The organism is Pseudomonas shiyinii (assembly GCF_056725765.1).
In genome coordinates, this window is sequence record NZ_CM161522.1 from 1525581 (window position 1) to 1550819 (window position 25239).

General features: G+C 63.9%; 22 protein-coding genes. 14 read left to right on the plus strand and 8 right to left on the minus strand.

From position 1 onward, the window contains the following. Positions 1 to 302: 302 nt before the first annotated feature. Positions 303 to 584, plus strand: a complete 282-nt coding sequence (locus ACXHGZ_RS07105) for a GNAT family N-acetyltransferase (RefSeq protein WP_084854752.1) — start codon at positions 303 to 305, stop codon at positions 582 to 584. A gap of 65 nt (positions 585 to 649) precedes the next feature. Here the strand turns inward: ACXHGZ_RS07105 and ACXHGZ_RS07110 are convergent, their stop codons facing one another. Beyond that, on the minus strand, positions 650 to 1726 hold the full coding sequence (locus ACXHGZ_RS07110) for a 3-deoxy-7-phosphoheptulonate synthase (protein ID WP_084854751.1): 1077 nt from the start codon (positions 1724 to 1726) through the stop codon (positions 650 to 652). Positions 1727 to 2043: 317 nt separating this feature from the next. Here ACXHGZ_RS07110 and ACXHGZ_RS07115 point away from each other — a divergent pair, with 317 nt between their 5' ends. Both ACXHGZ_RS07115 and cysB read left to right on the plus strand, forming a co-directional pair. Further along, complete coding sequence (locus ACXHGZ_RS07115) at positions 2044 to 2541, plus strand: universal stress protein (RefSeq protein ID WP_480463040.1); 498 nt, start codon at positions 2044 to 2046, stop codon at positions 2539 to 2541. 127 nt (positions 2542 to 2668) lie between these two features. After that, complete coding sequence (cysB, locus tag ACXHGZ_RS07120) at positions 2669 to 3643, plus strand: HTH-type transcriptional regulator CysB (protein WP_084854749.1); 975 nt, start codon at positions 2669 to 2671, stop codon at positions 3641 to 3643. A 144-nt stretch (positions 3644 to 3787) separates the two neighbouring features. Here the strand turns inward: cysB and ACXHGZ_RS07125 are convergent, their stop codons facing one another. The 5 genes from ACXHGZ_RS07125 to rloA form a co-directional block, all read right to left on the minus strand. Continuing rightward, on the minus strand, positions 3788 to 4522 hold the full coding sequence (locus tag ACXHGZ_RS07125) for a phosphoadenylyl-sulfate reductase (protein WP_480463042.1): 735 nt from the start codon (positions 4520 to 4522) through the stop codon (positions 3788 to 3790). Positions 4523 to 4712: 190 nt separating this feature from the next. Further along, a complete protein-coding gene (gene pabB / locus ACXHGZ_RS07130; RefSeq protein ID WP_480463043.1) occupies positions 4713 to 6056 on the minus strand; it encodes an aminodeoxychorismate synthase component I in 1344 nt (447 codons plus the stop codon). Positions 6057 to 6245: 189 nt separating this feature from the next. Further along, positions 6246 to 7226, minus strand: coding sequence for an alpha-L-glutamate ligase-like protein (locus ACXHGZ_RS07135; protein WP_084855442.1), 981 nt, complete (start codon positions 7224 to 7226; stop codon positions 6246 to 6248). Next, the gene (rloB, locus tag ACXHGZ_RS07140) at positions 7226 to 8758 is read right to left on the minus strand and encodes an osmotic stress tolerance membrane protein RloB (protein WP_480463045.1); all 1533 of its coding nucleotides are present in this window, start codon (positions 8756 to 8758) and stop codon (positions 7226 to 7228) included. Before rloB ends, ACXHGZ_RS07135 begins: the two co-directional genes overlap by 1 nt. A gap of 5 nt (positions 8759 to 8763) precedes the next feature. Continuing rightward, complete coding sequence (gene rloA, locus ACXHGZ_RS07145) at positions 8764 to 9300, minus strand: retropepsin-like aspartic peptidase RloA (protein ID WP_084855440.1); 537 nt, start codon at positions 9298 to 9300, stop codon at positions 8764 to 8766. Between the two features lie 294 nt (positions 9301 to 9594). Here rloA and ACXHGZ_RS07150 point away from each other — a divergent pair, with 294 nt between their 5' ends. The 6 genes from ACXHGZ_RS07150 to prpD all read left to right on the plus strand — a co-directional run bounded on the left by ACXHGZ_RS07150 (position 9595) and on the right by prpD (position 18064). Further along, positions 9595 to 10311: a GntR family transcriptional regulator gene (locus ACXHGZ_RS07150; protein WP_084855439.1), complete on the plus strand. Its 717-nt coding sequence runs from the start codon at positions 9595 to 9597 to the stop codon at positions 10309 to 10311. Beyond that, positions 10308 to 11198 carry a methylisocitrate lyase gene (gene prpB, locus ACXHGZ_RS07155; protein ID WP_084855438.1) on the plus strand — a complete coding sequence of 297 codons (891 nt, stop codon included), beginning with the start codon at positions 10308 to 10310 and terminating at the stop codon, positions 11196 to 11198. The genes ACXHGZ_RS07150 and prpB overlap by 4 nt, the downstream gene beginning before the upstream one ends. Before the next feature lie 104 nt (positions 11199 to 11302). After that, entirely contained in the window at positions 11303 to 12430 is a 1128-nt protein-coding gene (gene prpC, locus ACXHGZ_RS07160) for a bifunctional 2-methylcitrate synthase/citrate synthase (RefSeq protein WP_084855437.1), read from the plus strand. A gap of 163 nt (positions 12431 to 12593) precedes the next feature. Continuing rightward, positions 12594 to 15182, plus strand: a complete 2589-nt coding sequence (acnD, locus tag ACXHGZ_RS07165) for a Fe/S-dependent 2-methylisocitrate dehydratase AcnD (RefSeq protein WP_480463048.1) — start codon at positions 12594 to 12596, stop codon at positions 15180 to 15182. A 137-nt stretch (positions 15183 to 15319) separates the two neighbouring features. Next, positions 15320 to 16510, plus strand: a complete 1191-nt coding sequence (prpF, locus tag ACXHGZ_RS07170; RefSeq protein ID WP_480463049.1) for a 2-methylaconitate cis-trans isomerase PrpF — start codon at positions 15320 to 15322, stop codon at positions 16508 to 16510. A gap of 69 nt (positions 16511 to 16579) precedes the next feature. Beyond that, positions 16580 to 18064 (plus strand): 2-methylcitrate dehydratase, encoded by a 1485-nt coding sequence (gene prpD / locus ACXHGZ_RS07175; protein WP_480463050.1) that lies wholly within the window; start codon positions 16580 to 16582, stop codon positions 18062 to 18064. A gap of 148 nt (positions 18065 to 18212) precedes the next feature. Here prpD and acnB read toward each other — a convergent pair whose 3' ends face one another. Continuing rightward, on the minus strand, positions 18213 to 20822 hold the full coding sequence (acnB, locus tag ACXHGZ_RS07180; protein WP_324818272.1) for a bifunctional aconitate hydratase 2/2-methylisocitrate dehydratase: 2610 nt from the start codon (positions 20820 to 20822) through the stop codon (positions 18213 to 18215). Positions 20823 to 21227: 405 nt separating this feature from the next. Between acnB and ACXHGZ_RS07185 the strand changes: the two genes are divergently transcribed. Further along, positions 21228 to 21695, plus strand: a complete 468-nt coding sequence (locus tag ACXHGZ_RS07185) for a DUF1289 domain-containing protein (protein ID WP_480463051.1) — start codon at positions 21228 to 21230, stop codon at positions 21693 to 21695. 58 nt (positions 21696 to 21753) lie between these two features. Here ACXHGZ_RS07185 and queD read toward each other — a convergent pair whose 3' ends face one another. Beyond that, complete coding sequence (gene queD, locus ACXHGZ_RS07190; protein ID WP_224458606.1) at positions 21754 to 22110, minus strand: 6-carboxytetrahydropterin synthase QueD; 357 nt, start codon at positions 22108 to 22110, stop codon at positions 21754 to 21756. Positions 22111 to 22429: 319 nt separating this feature from the next. On the opposite strand from queD, the gene ACXHGZ_RS07195 reads away from it, so the two are divergent. Genes ACXHGZ_RS07195 through ACXHGZ_RS07210 form a run of 4 tightly spaced genes read left to right on the plus strand, consistent with a single transcriptional unit; the run spans position 22430 to position 25037 of the window. Beyond that, entirely contained in the window at positions 22430 to 22738 is a 309-nt protein-coding gene (locus ACXHGZ_RS07195; protein ID WP_084855430.1) for a PepSY domain-containing protein, read from the plus strand. Beyond that, positions 22738 to 23052 carry a PepSY domain-containing protein gene (locus ACXHGZ_RS07200; RefSeq protein WP_084855429.1) on the plus strand — a complete coding sequence of 105 codons (315 nt, stop codon included), beginning with the start codon at positions 22738 to 22740 and terminating at the stop codon, positions 23050 to 23052. The genes ACXHGZ_RS07195 and ACXHGZ_RS07200 overlap by 1 nt, the downstream gene beginning before the upstream one ends. Then, positions 23053 to 23721 (plus strand): response regulator transcription factor, encoded by a 669-nt coding sequence (locus ACXHGZ_RS07205; RefSeq protein WP_480463053.1) that lies wholly within the window; start codon positions 23053 to 23055, stop codon positions 23719 to 23721. Further along, entirely contained in the window at positions 23718 to 25037 is a 1320-nt protein-coding gene (locus ACXHGZ_RS07210) for a sensor histidine kinase (RefSeq protein ID WP_084855427.1), read from the plus strand. Before ACXHGZ_RS07205 ends, ACXHGZ_RS07210 begins: the two co-directional genes overlap by 4 nt. The last annotated feature ends 202 nt before the right edge of the window (positions 25038 to 25239 follow it).

Sequence of the window (25239 nt, forward strand, 5' to 3'; positions counted from 1 at the left end):
AAATGATTGTGTCGCGGAAACTTTTTGTTGAACTAAAGGTGACTTTAACGGTCGACCGGCGTCTTAGGCCTACAACAAACCGGGGCCGTTGCAAAACGGCTCGAGGCACGCCTTGGGCATTTTTACCCGCTGCCACCTTGAGCAATCCGGCTTGTGGCGCCTACTATTTGTAGGTGCCCATGCTGCAGAACGATTCGGATCGCCTGGCGGTCCAAGGGGGCAGGGGTGGCGTAGAGGTTCCTCCGCCGGAAAAACCATCGGTAAAGGTAAGGGTCTGCCGACAAGACCTGCGAGGAGTAGTGATGAGTGAAGCGTTGACCATCCACCATGACCAGGCCGGTCATCAGTTCGAGACCAATGTGGACGGTCACCGGGCTTACCTGACGTACATGGACCTGGGCAAGCAGACGCTGGATATCTATCGCACCTTCGTGCCCAATGCCCTGCGTGGGCGGGGTATCGCCGCTGCCTTAACCGAAAAGGCCCTGGAATACGCCGAACAGATGGGCTACACGGTGATCCCGTCCTGCTCGTACGTGGAGCGCTACATGGAGCGCCAGCAGCGCCATTCGAGCAAGGCCTGAACCAGGTTGGTTCCACGAACATGAAAACGCCGGGCATTGCCCGGCGTTTTCGTTGCAACTAGCTGTCAGCCGCGCTGACGCTGGGGCAGGACGTCCTTGAGCTTGGCGCGCATGCTGCGCAGGGCCTTCTCGGTGGCGCTCCAGTCGATGCAGGCATCGGTGATGGAGACGCCGTACTGCAGTTCGCCCAGGTCCTTCGGAATCGCCTGGCAACCCCAGTTCAGGTGGCTTTCGACCATCAGGCCGATGATCGACTGGTTACCTTCGAGGATCTGGTTGGCGACGTTCTCCATCACCAACGGCTGCAAGGCAGGGTCCTTGTTGGAGTTGGCGTGGCTGCAGTCGACCATGATGTTGGGCTTGATCTTGGCCTTGGCCAGGTCCTGTTCGCACAGGGCGACGCTGACCGAATCATAGTTCGGCTTGCCGTTGCCACCGCGCAGCACCACGTGGCCGTAGGCGTTGCCCTTGGTGGTGACAATGGACACGCCACCTTCCTGGTTGATGCCCAGGAAGCGGTGCGGCTTGGAAACCGATTGCAGGGCGTTGATGGCCACGGTCAGGCCGCCATCGGTGCCGTTCTTGAAGCCGACCGCCGAGGACAGGCCCGAGGCCATTTCCCGGTGGGTCTGGGATTCGGTGGTGCGGGCGCCGATGGCCGACCAGCTGATCAAGTCCTGCAGGTACTGCGGGGAGATCGGGTCGAGGGCTTCGGTGGCGGTCGGCAGGCCCATTTCGGCCAGGTCAAGCAGCAGCTTGCGACCGATGTGCAGGCCGTCCTGGATCTTGAAGGAGTCATCCAGGTACGGGTCGTTGATCAGGCCCTTCCAGCCGACGGTGGTGCGCGGCTTCTCGAAGTACACGCGCATCACCAGGTACAAGGTGTCGGACACTTCTTCGGCCAGCACCTTCAGGCGCTCGGCATATTCATGGGCGGCCTTGATGTCATGGATGGAGCAGGGGCCAACCACGACGAACAGTCGATGGTCCTTGCCGTCGAGGATATTGCGCACCACTTCGCGGCCGGCAGTCACGGTCTGCAGGGCCTGGGCGCTGAGGGGGAGCTCCTTCTTGAGCTGATCAGGGGTGATCAAAGTCTCGTTGGAGGCAACGTTAAGGTCGTCGATCGGTAAATCAGCCATCGTGTTACTCGTCAGGTCACGGGTGCCGGCCGCCAGCCCCGTGCGGCCCAGCAGCAAGATTGTTCGCAACGGGGAGCCGAACCTTAGCGCGTTACAAGGTGGCTCGACAATGGGCTGACCCCTGTCGTCACGGGGTTTTTACCGTCAAATCGACTTTTCATCGCCAAGTGGTGCCCGACGGGCCTGCGCCGCCCCCTTCGCATCTCCGGCCTGGGCCCGCCAGCCCGTGGCGCCAGCGCGCCGGATGGCGCGGGCGGCGTTGCATGGCGCTGCTAAGCTGAACCTTGCTCTGCCGTTGCGGCAGTCGAGGAGGTCGAATGATCCATTCCATGCTGTATGCCACCGACCTCGGGGTATACGCGCCTTTTGTCATGCAGCACGCCTTGGCCCTGGCGCGGACCTTCAACGCAGAGCTGTATGTGATCCATGCGGTCGAACCCATGGGGCAGTTCGCTGAGTCCCTGCTGCAGAGCTACCTCGACGAGCAGACGTTGGACGCACTGCACAGCGAAGGCGTGAGTACGGTTCTGGCCAACATCGAACAGCGGGTGCTGGAGAATTTTCGCGACGAATTGGGCGAGGAGGCGGACCTGGCCTTGATCCGTGCGGTCAGGGTGCGCCAGGGCGACCCGGCCCAGGTGATCATCGAGCAGACCCGGCGGCTGAATGTCGATCTGCTGATCTTCGGCAGCCACAGCCAGGGGGCGGGAGTAGATGTACCGATTGGTCGAACGGCGGCGCGGTTGCTGCAACTGTCGCCTGTGCCCGTCTACATGGTGCCGCTGGCCCAGCATTTAGGGCGTAGGAAAGGGTGAGGGCGGGGGTGGGTCGAATCCGTGGCATGTAACAAAATAGTTCTAGATTTATTTCGAGAACCACTAATATAGTTATATCTCGTCGCTGCCAGCTGCCGGTGACCTACCGCTGATCCGAGGGAAACCTATGAAGCTTCAACAACTGCGCTACATCTGGGAAGTGGCGCACCATGACCTCAACGTCTCCGCTACAGCGCAGAGCCTCTATACCTCCCAGCCCGGGATCAGCAAACAGATCCGCCTGCTCGAGGACGAGCTTGGCGTCGAAGTCTTCGCCCGCAGCGGCAAGCACCTGACCCGCGTCACGCCGGCGGGGGAACGCATCATCAACACCGCAGGCGAGATCCTGCGCAAGGTCGAGAGCATCAAGCAGATTGCCCAGGAATTCTCCAACGAGAAGAAGGGCACCCTGTCCATCGCCACCACCCACACCCAGGCGCGCTATGCGTTGCCGCCGGTGATCAGCAACTTCATCAAGCAATACCCGGAAGTGGCCCTGCACATGCACCAGGGCTCGCCGATGCAGATCGCCGAGATGGCCGCCGACGGTACCGTCGACTTCGCCATCGCCACCGAGGCGTTGGAATTGTTCGGCGACCTGATCATGATGCCTTGCTATAAATGGAACCGTTGCGTGGTCGTGCCCCAGGGCCACCCCCTGACCAAGCTGCCGAAGCTGACCCTTGAGGCGGTCGCCGAATACCCGATCGTCACTTACGTGTTCGGTTTCACCGGCCGCTCGAAGCTTGACGAAGCCTTCAACCATCGCGGCCTGACGCCCAAGGTGGTGTTCACCGCAGCCGATGCCGACGTCATCAAGACCTATGTGCGCCTGGGTCTGGGTGTGGGTATCGTGGCCAAGATGGCCGTGGACACCAAGCTCGACAGCGACCTGGTGGCTTTGGATGCCAGCGAGCTGTTCGAGGCCAGCATCACCAAGATCGGTTTCCGTCGTGGCACCTTCCTGCGCGGCTTCATGTGCGACTTCATCGAGAAGTTCGCTCCGCACCTGACCCGTGAGGTGATGGCCAAGGCGATCCAGTGTCATAACAAGCAGGAGCTTGAAGACCTGTTCGAAGGTGTCGAGCTGCCGGTGCACTGATCTGGAATTTTCGGGGCCGCTACGCCGCGCCCATCGCGGGACAAGCCCGCTCCCACAGGTATTGCGCAGTTCCTGGACTTGGCGCAACACCGGTGGGAGCGGGCTTGTCCCGCGATGGGGCGCGTAGCGGCCCCGGTGTTCATTTCATGCCTTGCTGATCAGGTTGCCCGCGTGCAACCCGCATTCCTTCTGGGTGGACTCTTCCCACCACCAACGCCCTTCGCGCTCGTGCTGGTTCGGCAGCACAGGTCGGGTGCAGGGCTCGCAGCCGATGCTGATGAACCCGCGCTCATGCAGGCTGTTGTAGGGCAGCTCGAGCATGCGGATATAACCCCAGACTTCCTCGCTGGTCATCTGCGCCAGCGGGTTGAATTTGTACAGGGTGCGCTCGGGCGTGGAGAACGCCGAGTCCACTTCCAGCACGGCCACCTGGCTGCGGGTGCCTGGGCTCTGGTCGCGGCGCTGGCCGGTGGCCCAGGCGTTCACGGTGGCCAGCTTGCGACGCAACGGCTCGATCTTGCGGATACCGCAGCACTCGCCGTGGCCGTCCTTGTAGAAGCTGAACAGGCCCTTTTCCTTGACGAAGGGGTCGAGCTTGTCGCGGTCGGGGCTGAGGATCTCGATCGGCAAGTTGTACTGCTCGCGCACCTGGTCGATGAAGCGGTAGGTCTCCGGGTGCAGCCGGCCGGTATCGAGGCTGAATACCTTGACCTGCTTGTTCAGCTTCCAGGCCATGTCGACCAGCACCACGTCCTCGGCACCGCTGAACGAGATCCACAGGTCATCGCCGAAGTGTTCGAAGGCGAGCTTGAGGATGTCCTGGGGGGACTTGCTGGCATAGGTCGCGGCCAGGGCGGCGACGTCGAAGGGTTGGCTCATCAGGCGGTTTCCATCGGGTGAGTGGCGCTGTGCGCTCGTAATGGGCTGATGGTAACAAAAAATGGCTTTGGCAGTGTCTGTCCGGGCGCTATCGCCGGCAAGCCGGTTCCCACCGGTCTTGCGATGTTTTCAGGGGCACCGTCGTACCCGTGGGAGCCGGCTTGCCGGCGATTGGACCGGGGGCGTCGAATCACAGGCGCTGCAAGGTTTCCATCAGCACCCGCACCTTGGCGATGGATTCCTCGTACTCGGCTTCCCATTCGGAATCGGCCACTACCGCGCCGCCACCCCAGCAGCTGACCTGCCCATCCTTGACCAGCAGGCTGCGGATAGCGATGGAGCTATCCATTTCGCCGCGCACGTCCACATACAGCAGCGAACCGCAATACAGCGCGCGGCGCGTGGGCTCCAACTCATCGATGATCTGCATGGCGCGGATCTTCGGTGCCCCGGTGATCGAGCCGCCGGGGAAGCTGTCGCCGATCAAGTCCAAAGCGTCCTTGCCGGCGGCCAGGCGGCCGGTGATGCTGCTGACCAGATGATGGACATTGGGGTAGCTCTCCAGGCTGAATAGCTCAGGTACCTTCACCGAACCGATTTCGCAGGTGCGCCCCAGGTCGTTGCGCAACAGGTCGACGATCATCAGGTTTTCTGAGCGATCCTTGGGGCTTGCCTGCAGCTCGGCGGCGTTGCGCGCGTCCTCCAGCGGGTCGCTGGCCCGTGGGCGGGTGCCCTTGATCGGACGGGTTTCGACCTGGCCCTGGCTGACCTGGATGAAGCGCTCCGGCGAAAAACTCAGCAGCGCGCTGCCGTCGGCCAGTTGCTGGTAGCCGGAGAACGGCGTGGGGCAGGCCTTGCGCAAGGCCTGGTAGGCCCGCCACGGGTCGCCCTGGCAGGGGGCGCGAAAGCGCTGGGTCAGGTTGATCTGGTAGCAGTCACCGGCCTGGATGTACTGCTGGACCTTGTCGAACGCGCTGCGGTACTGCGCTGGCTGCAGATCGCCGCGCATGGGCGCCAGCAAACGGAAGTCGCTGCCTTCCACGACCTCGGGGGCCTCGAACAGCTGGAGCAGGCGTTGGCGCTCGGTGCTGGCAAGGCTTGGGTGGAACACCAGTTGCGTGGTGCCGAGCGCGTGATCGCTGATCAAGGCCCAGGCGTACAGGCCCAGCTGGGCGTCGGGCAGGCCGAGGTCGTCGCTGGCCAGGCTCGGCAGTTGCTCCAGGCGCCGACCGAAATCGTAGCTCAGGTAGCCGATCAGGCCGCCCGCGAAGGGCAGCTCGATGCCGCCTGGCAGCTGCGCCTGGCCCAGCTGGGCCAGGGCTTCTCGCAGGCGTTGCAGGTAGGCCCGGCCGTCTTCCCTGGGCTGGGCTTGCAGATGTTGCAATGGCCAGGCGCTGAGCAGGTCGAAGCGGCCGCGCTCGGCGCCGGGGCGGGCGCTGTCGAGGAGGATCGCGCCGGGCGCCTGGCGCAGGCGGGCGAAGTAATGGGCGGGGTCGGGCTGGTAGGGCAGGGGGTGGAGCGTACAGGTTGGCATCAGAGTGGGCGGCGATGACAAAGCGAGGAGGGGATTGTAGACCTGTGCGGTGGATGCGCCTAGCGCTGGGCATTACATTCAAGTAGCGAGATATCCCATCGCCAGCAAGCCGGCTCCCACAGATACGGCGGTGTTTCTGAATGTGGGAGCCGGCTTGCCGGGGACAGGGCCGCGAGGCGGCCCCGGGGGTCACTGCGGATGAACGTGTCCGAACAGCCCTTGGGACACGCGTACGCGCTGCTCGGCGTCTTCCTTCACGCCATCCTTGGCCAGCGCTTCCAGGTGTGCCTCGATGGCATGGGTGCGCTGGGTCAGGCCGCAGTCGTTGGCGATCTGGATGTTCAGGCCGGGGCGGGCGTTGAGCTCGAGGATCAGCGGGCCCTTGTCCTGGTCCAGGACCATGTCCACGCCGATGTAGCCCAGGCCGCACAGTTCATAGCAGCTGGCAGCCAGCTTCATGAAGCCGTCCCAGTTCGGCAACTGCACGCCATCCACCGCATTGGTGGTGTCCGGGTGCTTGCTGATGATCTTGTTCAGCCAGGTGCCGCGCAGGGTCACGCCGGTGGCCAGGTCCACACCCACGCCGATGGCGCCCTGGTGCAGGTTGGCCTTGCCGCCGGACTGGCGCGTCGGCAGGCGCAGCATGGCCATCACCGGGTAGCCCATCAGCACGATGATGCGGATGTCCGGCACACCTTCGTAGCTGATGCTCTTGAAGATCTGGTCCGGGGTCACCCGGTACTCGATGAGCGCGCGGTCGCGGTGCCCGCCCAATGAGTACAGGCCGGTCAGGATGCTGGAGATCTGGTGCTCGATCTCCTCGTGGCTGATGATCTTGCCCGAGACGGTGCGGTAACGGTCCTCGAAGCGGTCGGCGATGACCATGATGCCGTCACCGCCAGCCCCCTGGGCCGGCTTGATGACGAAATCGTTACGCCCGCCGATGATCTGCTCGAGCTTGTCGATTTCCTTCTCGGTCTCGATGATGCCGTACATCTCCGGCACATGGATCCCGGCCTTGAGCGCACGCTCCTTGGTGATGATCTTGTCGTCGACGATCGGGTACAGGTGGCGCTTGTTGTACTTCAGGACGTAGTCCGCGTTGCGCCGATTGATACCCATGATGCCCCGGGCCTCCAGGGCTTTCCAGGTCTTGATCAGTCCGAACATCAAGCGTCAGCCTTCACGAAAGCCTTGAAGCGAACGAGCTCGGTCAGGCGGTAGCCGCGGTAGCGACCCATCGCCAGCATGAAGCCCACCAGGATCAGCAGTACGGCAGGGAAGGTGAAGACGAAGTACACCAGTTCCGGCACGCTCATCAGCAGGTGTGCGATGGACGCGGCGAACAGCGTGCCGATGGCCACCTTCATGGCATGGCCGCCGCCACGCTCTTCCCAGGTGATCGACAGACGCTCGATGGTCATGGTCAGGATCACCATCGGGAACAGGGCCACCGACAGGCCGCGCTCCAGGCCCAGCTTGTGGCTGAACAGGCTGATGGCAGCGATCAGTACCACCACGAAGGTCAGCACCACCGACAGGCGCGGCAGCATCTGCAGCTTCAGGTGTTCAAGGTAGGAGCGCAGCGACAGGCCCAGGGCCGTGATCACCGTGAACAGCACGATACCGAAGCCCAGCTGGGTTTCACGGAAGGCCAGGGCGACCAGTACCGGGGTGAAGGTGCCGAGGGTCTGCAGGCCGATCAGGTTGCGCAGCACCAGGATGACCAATACGCCGATCGGGATCATCACCATGATCATGAAGGTCTGCTGGGTCTGCAGGGGCAGGCCGTACAGCGAATATTCGAGGAAGTCGGCGTCGGTGTTCTCGTCGGTCAGCTTGGCCAGGCGGATGGCATTCATCTCGCTGTTGTTCATGCTGAAGGTGACATTGGCCTTCTTGCCGCCATCGACGGTGATCAGATTGTCATCGCCGGTCCACCACAGCAGGCGGTCGCTGGGCAGGCCCTGTTCGCCGGTGTCCGGGTTGAAGTACAGCCAGTCGTTGCCGTTGAAGCTGCGCAGCCACAGTTCAGGCGTTTGCGGGGTGTCGGCGATCAGGCGGATGGTGTGGACCTTTTCCATCGGCACGTGGGCGATCGACAGCAGCAGGTCGATGACCTGGGCCTTCTTCATGGACGAGGTGTCGCCGGCCAGCAGCAGCTTGACGTTGTCGTCGTTGAGGTTGTTGACCCGCTTGATGGTCTCGCTGACGAAGGTTTCGACGTCTGCCGAGTGCTGGCGGATCGGGGCCATCAGGGCTTCGGCGGCGATCTTCTCGGGGCCTTCCAGGGCCAGGCTGTCGCGGAAGGTCGGCCCTTTGACCGTGGCCTTCTCGCTGCTGTAGCGCTTGGTCAGCACCAGGCGGTAGTAGAGCGTCTGGTTGCCGCTGGCGCGGCGTGCCGACCAGGTCACCTTGCGGTTGCCGTCGGCCCGGTTGACGCTCACTCCGTAGTTGTTGGAGATGAAGCTCTCGTTGAGGCTCACGTAGTCACGGTTCAGCGGTGGCACGAACATCTGCACCTTGACCGGGTCCTTCGGGTTAGCGACGAATTCGACCTTGGCGTCGATGTTCCACAGGTCGTCGGTCGCGTCTTCGGTCACCGGGATGCCGAGGATGAAGATCTGGTAGGCCGTGACCAGCACGCCCAGGAGCACCAGTACGGTGATCAGGACTTTCAGGTGAAGGGTAAGAGAGCGCATCGGGTTTACTCTGCGGTGGGAGCTTTGGTGGCGCAGGCGGGTTTGCCGGCCGCGTATTTAAGGCTTGGATCGACCAGGGCGTCAAAATGCTTGAGCGCCTCGGAGCCGATCAACAGCGGGAACTGGAAGGCGCTGCGGTCGGTGAGGTTGACCTCGATGGTGCGCAGTGCCTGGCCCATGCAGATGTCCAGTTCGATGACCGGGCGGGCCGTGTAGGCCTTGCCCTCGTCAGGATTGTAGTCACCGGCGCGCCGCTTGATCTTGCTGACGCGGGCCAGTGGCCGTTCGATCGGGTGCGAATGGGCGGCGTCGATGGCCAGGTAAAAGCGTACCCAGCTTTCGCCATTGCGCTTGAAGCGCTTGATGTCGCGTGCGCTCAGCGACGCGGTCTTGGCACCGGTGTCGAGCTTGGCCGCCACTTCCAGGTCGAGGTCGGAAAGGCGGGCGTATTCGTTCAGACCGTAGACGGTCTTTTCCGCCGCCTGGCCAAGGGCCGGCAGCAGGGCGAGGCAGAACAGCAATGAAGCGGGTGTAAGTCTCATAAATCCTGGCGCGGTGCTGTGCGGGTTCGGGGCAAGGCGACTGGCAAGTACTGCGCAAGCATCCTCGTTCATCTGTCAACACCCCAGGGGGTGGCAGACACACTATCCATACTCCCTTGGGAAGCGCGGCATTCTATCACGCCAACGTTTCGACGCCAGCGCGCCGCGATCTGACAGCGAGCGGGCTGTTTAAGTTCGTTCTTAGACAATTGTCGACAATATTGATTTTGTCTTTGACTAAGCCCCTGCATTTAGCTAGCTTTTGCGCTATCGAAACGCAAGGTGTCGACAATCATGCGGGATGCCACTCAGGCCGTACTGCCCACGTCGGATGATTCCGAAACGCTATCGGAGAACGTCTTCCGGCGTATCCAGGCGGCGATCGTCAAGGGTGAGATCGCCCCGGGCAGCAAGATCTCCGAACCGGAGCTGGCCCGTACCTACGGTATCAGCCGTGGCCCGTTGCGCGAGGCCATTCATCGCCTGGAAGGCCAGCGCCTGCTGGTGCGGGTGCCCCATGTCGGTGCCCGGGTGGTGTCGCTCAACCATGCCGAGCTGATCGAGCTGTACGAAATCCGCGAATCCCTCGAAGGCATGGCCTGCCGCCTGGCCGCCGAGCGCATGAGCCTGGCCGACATCGACGAGCTGCGCCGGGTGCTCGAGACCCACGAGCGCGATGCTGCCTTCCAGGCCGGTGTTGGCTACTACCAGCAGGAAGGCGATTTCGACTTCCACTACCGGATCATCCAGGGCAGCGGCAACCAGACCCTGGTCAAGATGCTCTGCGGCGAGCTGTACCAGCTGGTGCGCATGTACCGCATCCAGTTCTCCGCCACGCCCAACCGCCCGCACCAGGCCTTCGCCGAGCATCACCGCATTCTCGACGCCATCGCCGACCGTGACGGCGAGCTGGCCGAACTCCTGATGCGTCGCCACATCGGCGCGTCCAAACGCAACATCGAGCGCCACTACCAAGGCGTCGACAACAATAGCCCACGAGGTGAGTCATGACTTTGAAGAGCACGCCCGGCCAGCGTTTCCGTGACGCGGTTGCCGCCGAACATCCGTTGCAGGTGGTCGGCACCATCAATGCCAACCACGCCCTGCTGGCCAAACGCGCCGGTTTCAAGGCCATCTACCTCTCCGGTGGCGGTGTCGCGGCCGGCTCCCTGGGCCTGCCAGACCTGGGCATCAGCGGCCTGGATGACGTGCTGACCGACGTGCGCCGCATTACCGACGTATGCGATTTGCCGCTGCTGGTGGACGTGGACACCGGCTTCGGTGCTTCGGCTTTCAATGTGGCGCGTACCGTGCGCTCGATGTGCAAGTTCGGCGCTGCCGCCATCCACATCGAAGACCAGGTTGGCGCCAAGCGCTGTGGCCACCGCCCGAACAAGGAGATCGTCTCCCAGCAGGAGATGGTCGACCGCATCAAGGCTGCGGTGGATGCCCGTACCGACGACAGCTTCGTGATCATGGCGCGCACCGACGCCCTGGCCGTCGAAGGCCTGAACGCCGCCCTGGACCGCGCCGCCGCATGTATCGAAGCGGGTGCCGACATGATCTTCCCGGAAGCGATCACCGAGCTTTCGATGTACAAGACCTTCGCCGATCGGGTGAAGGCACCGATCCTGGCCAACATCACCGAGTTCGGCGCGACCCCGCTGTACACCACCGAAGAGTTGGCCTCGGTCGACGTCTCGCTGGTGCTGTACCCGCTGTCGGCCTTCCGCGCCATGAACAAGGCTGCCGAGAATGTCTACACCGCGCTGCGCCGCGACGGCACCCAGAAGAACGTGATCGATACCATGCAGACCCGCATGGAGCTCTACGATGCCATCGGCTACCACGCCTTCGAGCAGAGCCTCGATGCGTTGTTCGCCCAGAAGAAAGGTTGAGCCTGTGATGGCCCTGTCGCCGGCAAGCCAGCGATAGGGCCGGACCAGCCACCCGGGTTTAGCCAGCAAGATTCGATAACAAATTCAAGAAAGGAGAACACACCATGGCCGAAGCAAAAGTACTCAGTGGCGCGGGCCTGCGTGGCCAGGTAGCCGGGCAGACCGCGCTGTCGACCGTGGGCCAGGCCGGTGCCGGCCTGACCTACCGTGGCTACGACGTCCGCGACCTGGCGGCCGGTGCCGAATTCGAGGAAGTGGCCTACCTGCTGTTGTACGGCGAGCTGCCGAGCCAGGCCGAGCTGGACGACTACAAGCGCAAGCTCAAGGGCCTGCGCGACCTGCCCCAGGCGCTCAAGGAAGTGCTCGAGCGCATCCCGCGCGACGCCCACCCGATGGATGTGATGCGCACCGGTTGTTCGGTGCTCGGCACCCTGGAGCCGGAGCTGACCTTCGAGCAGCAGCGCGAGAAGACCGACCGCCTGTTGGCCGTGTTCCCGGCGATCATGTGCTACTGGTACCGCTTCACCCACCACGGTGTGCGCATCGACTGCACCAGCGATGAAGACACCCTCGGTGGCCATTTCCTGCACCTGCTGCACGGCAAGAAGCCGAGCGAGCTGCACGTCAAGGTGATGAACGTCTCGCTGATCCTCTACGCCGAGCACGAATTCAACGCCTCGACCTTCACCGCCCGAGTCTGCGCCTCGACCCTGTCGGACCTGTACTCGTGCATCACCGCCGCCATCGGCTCGCTGCGCGGCCCGCTGCACGGCGGCGCCAACGAGGCGGCCATGGAGTTGATCGAGCGCTTCCAGAGCCCGCAGGAGGCCGTGGCCGAGCTGCTGCGCATGCTCGAGCGCAAGGACAAGATCATGGGCTTCGGCCACGCGATCTACAAGGAGTCCGACCCGCGCAACGAGGTGATCAAGGGCTGGTCCAAGCAGTTGGCCGACCAAGTGGGCGACAAGGTCCTGTACCCGGTCTCCGAGGCCATCGACAAGACCATGTGGGAGCAGAAGCGCCTGTTCCCCAACGCCGACTTCTACCATGCCTCGGCGTACCACTTCATGGGCATCCCGACCAAGCTGTTCACCCCGATCTTCGTCTGCTCGCGCCTGACCGGCTGGGCCGCGCATGTCTTCGAGCAGCGTGCCAACAACCGCATCATCCGCCCGAGCGCCGAATATGTCGGCGTCGAGCAGCGCAAGTTCGTGCCGATCGAGCAGCGCTGAGCTGAAACCGCAGGGGCTGCCTTGCAGCCCTTTCGCGGCACAAGGCCGCTCCTACAAGGACGGCGCAATACCTGTAGGAGCGGCCTTGTGCCGCGAAAGGGGCGCGTAGCGCCCCCGTGGCCAGACCTGCATACCGAACACCGTGACCGAGCCGGATAACGATATGAACACCGCATTCCGCAAGCCCCTGCCAGGCACCGACCTGGACTACTTCGATGCCCGCGCGGCGGTCGAGGCGATCAAGCCCGGCGCGTACGACGGGTTGCCCTATACGTCCCGCGTGCTGGCCGAGAACCTGGTGCGCCGTTGCGACCCGGCCACCCTCGATGCGTCCCTCGGGCAACTGATCGAGCGCAAGCGCGACCTCGACTTCCCCTGGTTCCCGGCGCGCGTGGTGTGCCATGACATCCTCGGCCAGACCGCCCTGGTGGACCTGGCCGGTCTGCGCGATGCCATCGCCGACAAGGGCGGCGACCCGGCCCAGGTCAACCCGGTGGTGCCGGTCCAGTTGATCGTCGACCACTCCCTGGCCGTGGAATGCGGCGGCTTCGACCCACAGGCCTTCGAGAAGAACCGCGCCATCGAGGACCGTCGCAACGAAGACCGCTTCCACTTCATCAACTGGACCAAGAAGGCGTTCAAGAACGTCGATGTGATCCAGCCGGGCAACGGCATCATGCACCAGATCAACCTGGAGAAGATGTCGCCGGTGGTCCACAGCGACCGTGGCGTGGCCTACCCGGACACCTGCGTCGGCACCGACAGCCACACCCCGCACGTCGATGCGCTGGGCGTGATCGCCATCGGCGTCGGCGGGCTGGAGGCCGAGAACGTCATGCTCGGCCGCGCCTCGTGGATGCGTCTGCCGGAAATCGTCGGCGTCGAGCTGACCGGCAAGCTGCAGCCGAACATCACGGCCACCGACCTGGTTTTGGCCCTGACCGAATTCCTGCGCAAGCAGAAGGTGGTCGGCGCGTACCTCGAGTTCTACGGTGAAGGTGCTCGCGCCTTGACCCTGGGCGACCGCGCCACCATCTCCAACATGGCCCCCGAATACGGCGCCACTGCGGCGATGTTCGCCATCGACCAGCAGACCATCGACTACCTCAAGCTGACCGGCCGCGAAGAGCAGCAGGTCAAGCTGGTGGAAACCTATGCCAAAGCCACGGGCCTGTGGGCCGACAGCCTGGGCCAGGCCGAGTACGAGCGCGTGTTGCGCTTCGACCTCGCCAGTGTGGTGCGCAACATGGCCGGCCCGTCCAACCCGCACGCCCGTGTCGCCACCAGCGACCTGGCTGCCAAGGGCATTGCCGGTGCCTGGGAAGAAGTGCCCGGCCAGATGCCGGACGGCGCGGTGATCATCGCCGCCATCACCAGTTGCACCAACACCAGCAACCCGCGCAACGTGATCGCGGCAGGGCTGCTGGCGCGCAACGCCAACAAGCTGGGCCTGGCGCGCAAGCCTTGGGTGAAATCCTCCCTGGCCCCTGGCTCCAAGGCTGTGCAGCTGTACCTGGAAGAAGCGGGGCTGGAAAAAGAACTGGAGCGACTGGGCTTTGGCATCGTCGCCTTCGCCTGCACCACCTGCAATGGTATGTCCGGCGCGCTCGACCCGAAGATCCAGCAGGAAATCATCGACCGCGACCTGTATGCCACCGCCGTGCTGTCGGGCAACCGCAACTTCGACGGGCGCATCCACCCGTACGCCAAGCAGGCCTTCCTCGCGTCGCCACCACTGGTGGTGGCCTATGCCATTGCCGGCACCATCCGCTTCGACATCGAGAAGGATGTGCTGGGCGTGGTGGATGGCAAGGAAATCCGCCTCAAGGACATCTGGCCGAGCGATGAAGAGATCGACGCGGTGGTGCGTGCGGCGGTCAAGCCCGAGCAGTTCCGCAAGGTCTACATCCCAATGTTCGCCATCGAGGAGGACAAGGGGCCGAAGGTGGCGCCGCTGTACGAATGGCGCCCGATGAGCACCTACATCCGCCGCCCGCCCTACTGGGAAGGGGCCCTGGCCGGCGAGCGTACCCTGCGCGGCATGCGCCCGCTGGCGGTACTGCCGGACAATATCACCACCGACCACCTGTCACCGTCGAACGCGATCATGGCCAACAGTGCCGCAGGGGAATACTTGGCGAAGATGGGCCTGCCGGAGGAGGACTTCAACTCCTATGCGACCCACCGTGGCGACCACCTGACCGCCCTGCGCGCGACCTTCGCCAACCCCAAGCTGTTCAACGAGATGGTGCGCAACGAAGACGGCAGCGTGAAGCAGGGTTCGCTGGCGCGCATCGAGCCGGAAGGCAAGGTGACGCGCATGTGGGAAGCGATCGAGACCTACATGCAGCGCAAGCAGCCGCTGATCATCGTTGCCGGTGCCGACTACGGCCAGGGTTCGTCCCGTGACTGGGCGGCCAAGGGCGTGCGTCTGGCGGGTGTCGAAGCGATCGTCGCCGAAGGCTTCGAGCGCATCCACCGCACCAACCTGGTGGGCATGGGGGTGTTGCCGCTGGAGTTCCAGCCAGGTACCAACCGCAAGACCCTGGACCTTGACGGCAGCGAGACCTACGACGTGCTGGGTGCACGCACGCCACGGGCGACCCTGACATTGGTCATCACCCGGCGCAATGGCGAGCGGGTCGAGGTGCCGGTGACCTGCCGCCTGGATACCGCCGAAGAAGTGTCGATCTACGAGGCGGGCGGGGTGCTGCAGCGCTTTGCCCAGGACTTCCTCGAAGCGACTGCCTGAACGAGATGAGCCCCTCACCCTGTGGGAGCGGGCTTGTCCCGCGATTGCGTCAGCCTGGGCAACGTCGTCGCCCCGCCTGGCGCAATCGCGGGACAAGCCCGCTCCCACAAGGGGAGGGCGCACCCTAGGACATAACCATGGCACATGTACCGCAAGTAAAGATTCCCGCCACCTACATCCGTGGCGGCACCAGCAAGGGCGTATTCTTCCGCCTGCAGGACCTGCCCGAACGCGCCCAGCAGCCCGGCCCGGCCCGTGACGCCCTGTTGCTGCGGGTAATCGGCAGCCCCGATCCCTACGCCAAGCAGATCGACGGCATGGGCGGCGCCACCTCCAGCACCAGCAAGACTGTGATCCTCTCGCGCAGCACCCGTCCGGAGCATGACGTCGACTACCTGTTCGGCCAGGTCGCCATCGACAAGGCCTTCGTCGACTGGAGCGGAAACTGCGGCAATCTGTCAGCCGCCGTTGGTTCCTTCGCCATCAGCGCCGGCCTGGTGGATGCGGCGCGCATCCCGCGCAACGGCATCGCCACGGTGCGTATCTGGCAGACCAACATCGGCAAGACCATCATCGCCCATGTGCCGATCACCGAAGGCGAAGTGCAGGAGACCGGTGACTTCGAGCTGGACGGTGTGACCTTCCCGGCCGCCGAAGTGCAATTGGAATTCCTCGACCCGGCCGCCGACGAAGACGGCGATGGTGGCGCCATGTTCCCCACCGGCAACCTGGTGGACGACCTTCAGGTGCCGGGCGTCGGGACGTTCAAGGCAACGCTGATCAACGCCGGTATCCCGACCATTTTCGTCAGCGCGGCTGACATCGGCTATACCGGTACCGAGTTGCAGGAGGCGATCAATGGCGACCCTGCCGCACTTGCCCGTTTCGAGACCATTCGCGCCCATGGCGCCGTGCGCATGGGCTTGATCGAACACATCGACCAGGCTGCCGGGCGTCAGCATACGCCCAAGGTGGCCTTTGTCGCGCCGCCGACCGCCTACACTGCTTCCAGCGGCAAGGTGGTCGAAGCCACCGACATCGACCTGCTGGTGCGGGCGCTGTCGATGGGCAAGCTGCACCACGCGATGATGGGCACCGCGGCGGTGGCCATCGGCACGGCGGCAGCGATCCCCGGCACGCTGGTCAACCTCGCTGCCGGCGGGGGCGAGCGCAGCGCCGTGCGCTTCGGTCACCCGTCCGGCACCTTGCGCGTCGGCGCCGAGGCGCGCAAGGTGGACGGTGAATGGACAGTGACCAAGGCAATCATGAGCCGTAGTGCTCGCGTGTTGATGGAGGGCTGGGTGCGCGTGCCTGGCGATAGTTTCTAACACGCATCTGGTGCTCGGCTTTTATTGAGAGGGGCCGCTTTGCGGCCCCCACTCCCAGGGAGCCAGACAATGAGCGCCAACGTAGACCTCAATGACCGTCCGGATTACGACCGGGTGCTACAGACCATCGCCGACTATGTGCTCGACTACCGCGTCGAGTCGGTCGAGGCCCTGGACACCGCGCGCAACTGCCTGATGGACACATTGGGTTGCGGCTTGCTGGCGCTGCGCTTCCCTGAATGCACCAAGCACCTCGGCCCGCTGGTCGAAGGTACCGTCGTCCCACACGGTGCGCGGGTACCCGGCACCTCCTTCCGCCTGGATCCGGTCAAGGCGGCCTGGGACATCGGCTGTACCGTGCGTTGGCTGGACTACAACGACACGTGGCTCGCAGCCGAATGGGCGCACCCTTCGGATAACCTCGGCGGCATCCTCGCGGTTGCCGATCACCTTTCCCAGAAGCGCGTGGCCGACGGCGAGCCGCCCCTGACCATGCGTACCGTGCTCGAGGCTATGGTCATGGCCCACGAGATCCAGGGTGTGCTGGCGCTGGAGAACGCCTTCAACCGCGTCGGCCTCGACCATGTGGTGCTGGTCAAGGTCGCTTCCACCGCCGTGTGTGCACGGCTCATGGGGGCCAATCGCGAACAGATGCTCTCGGCCTTGTCCCATGCCTTCGTCGATGGCCAGGCGCTGCGCACCTACCGTCATGCGCCCAATGCCGGCTCGCGCAAGTCTTGGGCGGCCGGTGATGCTTCCAGCCGCGGTGTGCGCCTGGCCGATATCGCCTTGCGTGGCGAGATGGGCGTACCGGGTGTGCTGACCGCATCGCAGTGGGGCTTCTACGATGTGTCGTTCAGCCACACCAACAAGGACCTGGCGCTAAAGCCCGTCGAGAAACGGATGTTGCGCCTGCCGCAGCCCTTGGGCAGCTACGTGATGGAGAATGTGCTGTTCAAGATCAGCTTCCCGGCCGAATTCCACGCCCAGACTGCCTGCGAGGCCGCAGTGGCCTTGCACCCCCAGGTGCGTAATCGCCTGCATGAAGTCGACCGCATCGTCATCAGTACCAACGAATCGGCGATACGCATCATTTCCAAGGTCGGCCCGTTGGCCAACGCGGCCGACCGCGATCATTGCCTGCAGTACATGGTTGCCGTGCCGCTGATCTTTGGCGACCTGGTGGCCGAGTACTACGAAGATGCCTTCCACGCCGTGCACCCGAGCATCGACCGGTTGCGCGAGAAGATGGAAGTCGTCGAGGAGCCGCGGTTCAGCCGCGAGTACCTGGAGGCGGACAAGCGTTCCATCGCCAATGGCCTGCAGGTGTTCTTCAAGGACGGCAGCCATACCGAGCAGGTGGTGGTGGAGTACCCGATCGGGCATCGGCGTCGACGCGGGGAGGGGATACCGTTGCTGGAGGCCAAGTTCCGGGAAAACCTGGCGACGCGGTTTGCCCGTCAGCGTTGCGATGAAATCTTTGCCTTGTGCAAGGATCAGGTGCGGCTGGAAGGTACGGCGGTGCAGCGGTTCGTCGATCTATTCGTGATTTGAGCCTGCCATGCTGGCCAATCGCGGGACAAGTCCGCACGCAGGTATAGCACCTGTGGGAGCCGGCTTGCCGGCGATTGGGCCGGTCTGGCCAGCATAAAAAAGCCCCGGCATCGCTGCCGGGGCTTTCATTCACAACGTACTGCTCAGCTTACGCCTGGACCACTGGGATCTGGGCGTTGGCTGCCGCTTCGCGGAACTCGGCGATCTGGTCGAAGCTCAGGTAGCGGTAGACGTCGGCAGCCATGCTGTCGATGTCCTTGGCGTACTGCAGGTACTCTTCGACGGTCGGCAGTTTGCCGAGGATCGAGGCAACCGCGGCCAGCTCGGCCGAAGCCAGGTAGACATTGGTGGCGTCGCCCAGGCGGTTCGGGAAGTTACGGGTCGAGGTGGAGACCACGGTCGAACCGGTCTGCACACGTGCCTGGTTACCCATGCACAGCGAGCAACCTGGCATTTCCATGCGCGCACCGGCTTTGCCGTAGATGCCGTAGTAGCCTTCCTCGGTCAGCTGGTGGGCGTCCATCTTGGTTGGCGGGGCCAGCCACAGACGGGTCGGGATACCGCCCTTGACCTTGTCCAGCAGCTTGCCGGCAGCGCGGAAGTGACCGATGTTGGTCATGCACGAACCGATGAACACTTCGTCGATCTTGTCGCCGGCAACGGTGGACAGCAGGCGGGCGTCGTCCGGGTCGTTCGGCGCGCAGAGCACAGGCTCCTTGACGTCGGCCAGGTCGATCTCGATGACCGCGGCGTACTCGGCATCGGCGTCGGCGGACAGCAGCTGCGGCTTGGCCAGCCAGGCTTCCATCGCCTGGGCGCGGCGCTCCAGAGTACGGGCGTCACCGTAGCCTTCGCTGATCATCCAGCGCAGCAGGGTGATGTTGGACTTCAGGTACTCGGCGATCGACTCTTCCGGCAGCTTGATGGTGCAACCGGCAGCGGAACGCTCGGCCGAGGCGTCGGACAGCTCGAAGGCTTGTTCGACGGTCAGCTCGTTGAGGCCTTCGATCTCCAGGATGCGGCCGGAGAAGATGTTCTTCTTGCCCTTCTTCTCGACAGTCAGCAGGCCCTGCTGGATGGCGTAGTAAGGAATGGCATGGACCAGGTCACGCAGGGTGATGCCAGGCTGCAGCTTGCCCTTGAAGCGAACCAGGACCGACTCCGGCATGTCCAGCGGCATGACGCCGGTGGCGGCGGCGAAGGCGACCAGGCCGGAACCGGCCGGGAAGGAAATGCCGATCGGGAAGCGGGTGTGCGAGTCGCCGCCGGTGCCGACAGTGTCAGGCAGCAGCATGCGGTTCAGCCAGCTGTGGATGATGCCGTCGCCTGGACGCAGGGACACGCCGCCACGGGTGCGGATGAAATCCGGCAGGGTGTGGTGGGTGGTGACGTCGATCGGCTTCGGATAGGCCGCGGTGTGGCAGAACGACTGCATGACCAGGTCGGCGGAGAAGCCCAGGCACGCCAGGTCCTTCAGTTCGTCGCGGGTCATCGGGCCGGTGGTGTCCTGGGAACCGACGGTGGTCATCTTCGGCTCGCAGTAGGCACCCGGGCGCACGCCCTGGCCTTCCGGCAGACCGCAAGCGCGGCCGACCATCTTCTGGGCCAGGGTGAAGCCCTTGCCGGTGTCGGCAGGCTGCTCTGGCTTCTTGAACAGGTCGGAGGCACCCAGGCCCAGTTCGGCACGGGCCTTCTCGGTCAGGCCACGGCCGACGATCAGCGGGATACGGCCGCCAGCGCGGACTTCGTCGAGCAGGACTTCGGTCTTCAGCTCGAAGGTGGTGACCAGCTCGTCGCTACCATGACGACGGACTTCGCCCTTGAACGGATAGACGTCGATGACGTCGCCCATGGCCAGGTTGGTGCAGTCGAACTCGATCGGCAGAGCGCCGGCGTCTTCCATGGTGTTGTAGAAGATCGGGGCGATCTTGGTGCCGAAGCAGAAGCCACCGGCGCGCTTGTTCGGCACGTACGGGATGTCGTCGCCGAAGAACCACAGCACCGAGTTGGTGGCCGATTTACGCGAGGAGCCGGTGCCGACCACGTCGCCGACGTAGGCGACCGGGAAGCCCTTGGCCTTGACCGCTTCGATCTGGGCCAGCGGGCCGACCGAGCCTGGCTGCTGGGGTTCGATGCCGTCGCGGGCCATCTTCAGCATGGCCAGGGCGTGCAGCGGGATGTCAGGGCGCGACCAGGCGTCCGGGGCAGGGGACAGGTCGTCGGTGTTGGTTTCGCCAGGCACCTTGAACACGGTCAGGGTGTACTTGTCGGCGATGGCTGGGCGGGCGGTGAACCACTCGCCGGCAGCCCAGGATTCCAGGACAGCCTTGGCGTTGGCGTTGCCGGCCTTGGCTTTCTCGGCCACGTCGTGGAAGGCATCGAACATCAGCAGGGTGTGCTTGAGCTGTTCGGCCGCGACGGCGCCCAGTTCGGCGTCATCCAGCAGCGCAACCAGCGTTTCGATGTTGTAGCCGCCCTGCATGGTACCCAGCAGTTCGGTGGCGTGCTTGCGGTCGATCAGCGGCGACTTGGCTTCGCCCTTGGCGACAGCGGAGAGGAAAGCTGCCTTGACGTAGGCAGCTTCGTCGACCCCTGGGGGAACGCGGTGGGTGATCAGGTCTACGAGGAAGGCTTCTTCGCCGGCCGGCGGGTTCTTCAGCAGCTCGACCAGGCCTGCAGTTTGTTCGGCGTTCAGCGGCTGGGGCACGATGCCCAGGGCGGCACGCTCTTCGATGTGTTTGCGGTAGGCTTCAAGCACAGTTATTACCCTCATCAGTGGTCCCTAAAGGGAGTCCGGGACGCTCATCCAGCATTCTCCGCACCCATGCGCAATCACGGCTTTTTGGGCCGCCCAGCCAGGGTCGCGGAGAATCCTTACAGAAGCTGCTTTCAAAGTTTTACGCCTGTAGAACGGTGAGCTGATGAGGGCTGGCGCGGGCCATGCACGGTGGCATGCCCCGGCCAACGCCGTTCTACCGGATGAACTGTGCTCGTGACGCTTTGAAAACAGCTTCCAACGGACATTGGTGCCTTGAAAAGGCGGTGTGATTCTACGGTAAAAACGGGACGAAAGTAAGGCGGCATATGTGACTTTAACGAGTGACCCTGGTTAGACAAAGGGCTAACATGGGCCGGTGTTCCGCCGTAAAGCCATCGCTCCTACATGTCCAACCAATCCATCAAGACGCCTTGCGTCGGCCTCTGCTCCACGGTCTATGGCGACCTGGTATGCCGCGGCTGCAAGCGCTTCCACCATGAAGTGATCCACTGGAACAGCTACGACGAGGACGAGAAACGCGCCGTCTGGCTGCGCCTGGAGCAACTGCTGGTGCAGGTGATGATGGCCAAGCTGGAGGTGTTCGACAAAGCGCGCCTGCGCCAGCAACTGGAGCAGCGCTCCATCCGCTTTCTGGCGCACCAGTCCGAGTATTGCTGGGCCTACCAGCTGATCGCACGCGGCGCCCGTATGATCCGCGACCTGGAAGCCTACGGCATGGCCTTGTTGCCGGAGTTTCGCGATTGGGAGCTGCCGCAGTTGCGCGATGCCATCGACCGGGAGTTCTTCCTGCTCTCCGAGGCCCATTACCAGCGCTACATCGCGCCGTCGTTCCTCCACAGCGCCCTGGGCTAGGGGCGGCTTGCGCGAGGCCGGTGAGGGGCCTGGCGGAGGTGACGGCGCGGGGCGCGGCTCACTCGCCGCTGTATTCGCAACCGCTGGTGCAGGTCTCGTGGATGCGGACCTTGGACAGCTCAGGCAGCAGCGGCTTGACCTGGTCCCAGATCCATTTGGCGATCACTTCGCTGGTGGGGTTTTCCAGGCCCGGGATGTCGTTCAGGTAGTTGTGATCCAGCTGCTCGTAGATCGGCTTGAAGATCGCCTTGATCTCGGCGAAGTCGCGGATCCAGCCGGTATGCGGGTCGAGCGGGCCAGTCAGGTGCAGGCCGACCTTGAACGAGTGGCCATGCAAGCGACCGCATTTGTGCCCGGCCGGGACGTTGGGCAGGCGGTGGGCCGATTCGAACGTAAATTCCTTGAAGATTTCCACGCTGTAGGACTCTTGAAAACAATGCTGGCCGGCAGTTTACCAGCATGCTCGTTACAAGGCTTGCAGCCGTTCGTGCAACCGCCCGGTGGCGTCCGGGGCATGCTGTTCACAAAGTCGTCTGGGTAGGGCTTGGGATGGGTGCTGCCTGTAGGATCGCGCGGGCGGCGCTCGATCCTACAGGCACCGAAGCGCTTCAAGGCAAAGGCGAAGCAACTGCAGACTGCGCTATCATCACCCCGGCCTGTTTTCAGGTTCAATTAAGGACCACTGGTTAGTCTTTGCCCGTAGACAACTTGTACATCTCGATGGAGAGAACCCGATGAAAACCTTGACTGCCCTGTTCACTGCCGCCGCGCTCGCCCTGGGTGCCAACGTTGCCCTGGCCAAGGATGTCCAGCCTGACGAAGTGATCAAGCTGGTGAATGCCAAGACCATCAAGTCCTTGGACGAACTCAAGGCCGCCGCCGTGGCCAAGCACCCAGGCGCCACCGTGACCGATTCGGAGCTCGAGGACGAGTACGGCCGCTACATCTACAAGGTCGAGCTGCGTGACAGCCAGAACGTCGAATGGGACGTGGACCTGGACGCCAAGACCGGTGAAGTCCTCAAGGACGAACGAGACAGCTGATGACCGATCTACCGCGAACGGCGCGCTACCTGGCGTTTGCGCTGTTGGCCGCCTGTTCGCTGGCCGCTGCACGTGACCTCGATCAGGATGAAGCTCTGGAGCTGCGGCAAAAGGGCGTCATCCTGCCGCTGGAACAACTGCTCGAATCCGCTCTGGGGCGCTACCCCGGGGCGCGCCTTCTGGAAGCGGAGCTCGAAGAAAAGCACGAGCGCTACGAGTACGAGGTGGAATTGCTGACCCCCGATGGCGTGGTCCGCGAGATCAAGCTGGACGCCCGCAACGGAATGCTGCTCAAAGACGAGGAAGACGACTGAATGCGCCTGCTGCTTGTCGAGGACAATGTCCCCCTGGCCGACGAACTGACCGCCAGCCTGCAGCGCCAGGGCTATGCCGTGGACTGGCTGGCGGATGGCCGCGATGCGGTCTACCAGGGCCAGAGCGAACCCTACGACCTGATCATCCTTGACCTCGGCCTGCCGGGGTTGCCTGGGCTCGACGTGCTGGCCCAATGGCGTGCCGCCAACCTGGGCACGCCGGTGCTGATCCTCACTGCGCGCGGCTCCTGGGCCGAGCGGATCGAAGGGCTCAAGGCCGGGGCCGACGACTACCTGACCAAACCCTTCCACCCCGAGGAGCTGCAGCTGCGCATCCAGGCGTTGTTGCGCCGCGCCCGTGGGCTGGCGAACCAGCCCACCCTCGAAGCGGCCGGCCTGCAGTTGGACGAAGGCCGCCAGTGCGTCAGCCGCGATGGCGTCGATATCCAGCTGACTGCCGCCGAGTTCCGCCTGCTGCGCTATTTCATGCTGCATCCGCAACAGGTGCTGTCCAAGAGCCACCTCGCCGAGCACCTCTATGACGGCGAGACCGAGCGCGATTCCAACGTCCTGGAGGTGCACGTCAACCACCTGCGACGCAAGCTGGGCCGCAGCGTGATCGAAACGCGACGCGGCCAGGGCTACGTGTATGCCGGGAGCGCTGCGTGAAGTCGATCCAGGCGCGCCTGAGCCTTGGCCTGGTGGCGGTGCTGGTGGTGGTCGGGCTGGTCCTGGCCCAGCTGACCCTGTGGCTGTTCGAGGTCGGCCTGCAGCGCTACCTGGAGGCTGGCCTGCGCAAGGAAAGCGAGAACCTGCTGGTGGCGCTGGTACGCGGGCCTGCGGGCTTGCAACTGGACGAGCGGAGGATTTCCGCGGCCTACCAGCGCCCGTTTTCCGGTTATTACTTTCGCATCGACTTCGATCAGGGCACCTGGCGTTCTCGTTCGCTGTGGGACCTGGACATGCCCAAGCCGGCGGCGCCGGGCCTGGAGGACAGCCATGAGCTGGGGCCGGAAGGCCAGCAACTGCTGGCCCTGCGCGCCGACTACCGGCGGCTGGGCCAGGATATTTCGATCAGTGTGGCCCAGGACTATTCGCCGATACGCGACGGCTTTCGGCGCATGCAGCAGATCGGCCTGGGCATGGGCTTGGTAGCCCTGGTGCTGGTGCTGGTATTGCAGCGCATCACGGTGACCCGGTCGTTGCGCCCGCTGGAGCGCGCCCGCCAGCAGATCGCCCAGTTGCAGCAAGGCCAGCGTTCGCAGCTCGACGCCCAGGTGCCCAGCGAGCTGCAACCCTTGGTGGACCAGATCAACCACTTATTGGCCCATACCGAGGACAGCCTGCGCCGTTCGCGCAATGCTCTGGGCAATCTCGGCCATGCCCTGAAGACCCCTTTGGCGGTGCTGCTCAGCCTGGCCGCCAGCGAACGGTTGAAAGACCTGCCGGACGTTCGCGAGCAATTGCGTGAACAACTGCAGCAGATCCAGCAGCGCCTGTCCCGTGAACTCAACCGCGCACGCCTGGCCGGCGATGCACTGCCAGGCGCCCAGTTCGACTGCGACGCCGAATTGCCCGGGCTGCTGGCCACGCTCGGAATGATCCACGGCGAAGGCCTGCAGCTTGCACGCGACGTGCCGCCCGGGCTGTTGCTGCCATGGGATCGCGAAGACCTGCTGGAGCTGCTCGGCAACCTGCTGGACAACGCCTGCAAGTGGGCCGACAGCGAGGTTCACTTGGGCATAGCGCCGAGCGCCGATGGTTACCAGCTGTGGGTGGACGACGATGGCCCCGGCATTCCCGAACAGGCACGCCTGCAAGTGCTCGAGCGCGGCTCTCGGCTGGACGAACAGGTCGACGGACATGGCCTGGGGCTGGGCATCGTGCGCGATATCGTCGAGGCCTGGGGCGGCACCCTGGCGCTGCTGGAAAGCCCCATGGGCGGCCTGCGGGTCAGCATCGACCTGCCGCGCAAGGGGCGTTGACCCGCGTAGTCTCCACGGTGGCGTGTTAACCCTCCTATTAACTGGATGATTTACCCCCCCCAAAAAGAACTGCCGGGTGTGCTGCGCGTGCAAATAACTAACGTCTCGACGGCACAAGGTTGATCTCTCAGCTATCTAACGCTTCAGTATCAGGAATTCGCCCTGGTTTTGCGCACTATTGACGCACCTCTCCCATAGCACT

Excerpts from the sequence above, each read along its gene's own strand:
- ACXHGZ_RS07105 (WP_084854752.1), top strand. The coding sequence starts at position 303 with ATGAGTGAAGCGTTGACCATCCACCATGACCAGGCCGGTCATCAGTTC.
- ACXHGZ_RS07110 (WP_084854751.1), bottom strand. The coding sequence starts at position 1,726 with ATGGCTGATTTACCGATCGACGACCTTAACGTTGCCTCCAACGAGACT.
- ACXHGZ_RS07115 (WP_480463040.1), top strand. The coding sequence starts at position 2,044 with ATGATCCATTCCATGCTGTATGCCACCGACCTCGGGGTATACGCGCCT.
- cysB (WP_084854749.1), top strand. The coding sequence starts at position 2,669 with ATGAAGCTTCAACAACTGCGCTACATCTGGGAAGTGGCGCACCATGAC.
- ACXHGZ_RS07125 (WP_480463042.1), bottom strand. The coding sequence starts at position 4,522 with ATGAGCCAACCCTTCGACGTCGCCGCCCTGGCCGCGACCTATGCCAGC.
- pabB (WP_480463043.1), bottom strand. The coding sequence starts at position 6,056 with ATGCCAACCTGTACGCTCCACCCCCTGCCCTACCAGCCCGACCCCGCC.
- ACXHGZ_RS07135 (WP_084855442.1), bottom strand. The coding sequence starts at position 7,226 with ATGTTCGGACTGATCAAGACCTGGAAAGCCCTGGAGGCCCGGGGCATC.
- rloB (WP_480463045.1), bottom strand. The coding sequence starts at position 8,758 with ATGCGCTCTCTTACCCTTCACCTGAAAGTCCTGATCACCGTACTGGTG.
- rloA (WP_084855440.1), bottom strand. The coding sequence starts at position 9,300 with ATGAGACTTACACCCGCTTCATTGCTGTTCTGCCTCGCCCTGCTGCCG.
- ACXHGZ_RS07150 (WP_084855439.1), top strand. The coding sequence starts at position 9,595 with ATGCGGGATGCCACTCAGGCCGTACTGCCCACGTCGGATGATTCCGAA.
- prpB (WP_084855438.1), top strand. The coding sequence starts at position 10,308 with ATGACTTTGAAGAGCACGCCCGGCCAGCGTTTCCGTGACGCGGTTGCC.
- prpC (WP_084855437.1), top strand. The coding sequence starts at position 11,303 with ATGGCCGAAGCAAAAGTACTCAGTGGCGCGGGCCTGCGTGGCCAGGTA.
- acnD (WP_480463048.1), top strand. The coding sequence starts at position 12,594 with ATGAACACCGCATTCCGCAAGCCCCTGCCAGGCACCGACCTGGACTAC.
- prpF (WP_480463049.1), top strand. The coding sequence starts at position 15,320 with ATGGCACATGTACCGCAAGTAAAGATTCCCGCCACCTACATCCGTGGC.
- prpD (WP_480463050.1), top strand. The coding sequence starts at position 16,580 with ATGAGCGCCAACGTAGACCTCAATGACCGTCCGGATTACGACCGGGTG.
- ACXHGZ_RS07185 (WP_480463051.1), top strand. The coding sequence starts at position 21,228 with ATGTCCAACCAATCCATCAAGACGCCTTGCGTCGGCCTCTGCTCCACG.
- ACXHGZ_RS07195 (WP_084855430.1), top strand. The coding sequence starts at position 22,430 with ATGAAAACCTTGACTGCCCTGTTCACTGCCGCCGCGCTCGCCCTGGGT.
- ACXHGZ_RS07200 (WP_084855429.1), top strand. The coding sequence starts at position 22,738 with ATGACCGATCTACCGCGAACGGCGCGCTACCTGGCGTTTGCGCTGTTG.
- ACXHGZ_RS07205 (WP_480463053.1), top strand. The coding sequence starts at position 23,053 with ATGCGCCTGCTGCTTGTCGAGGACAATGTCCCCCTGGCCGACGAACTG.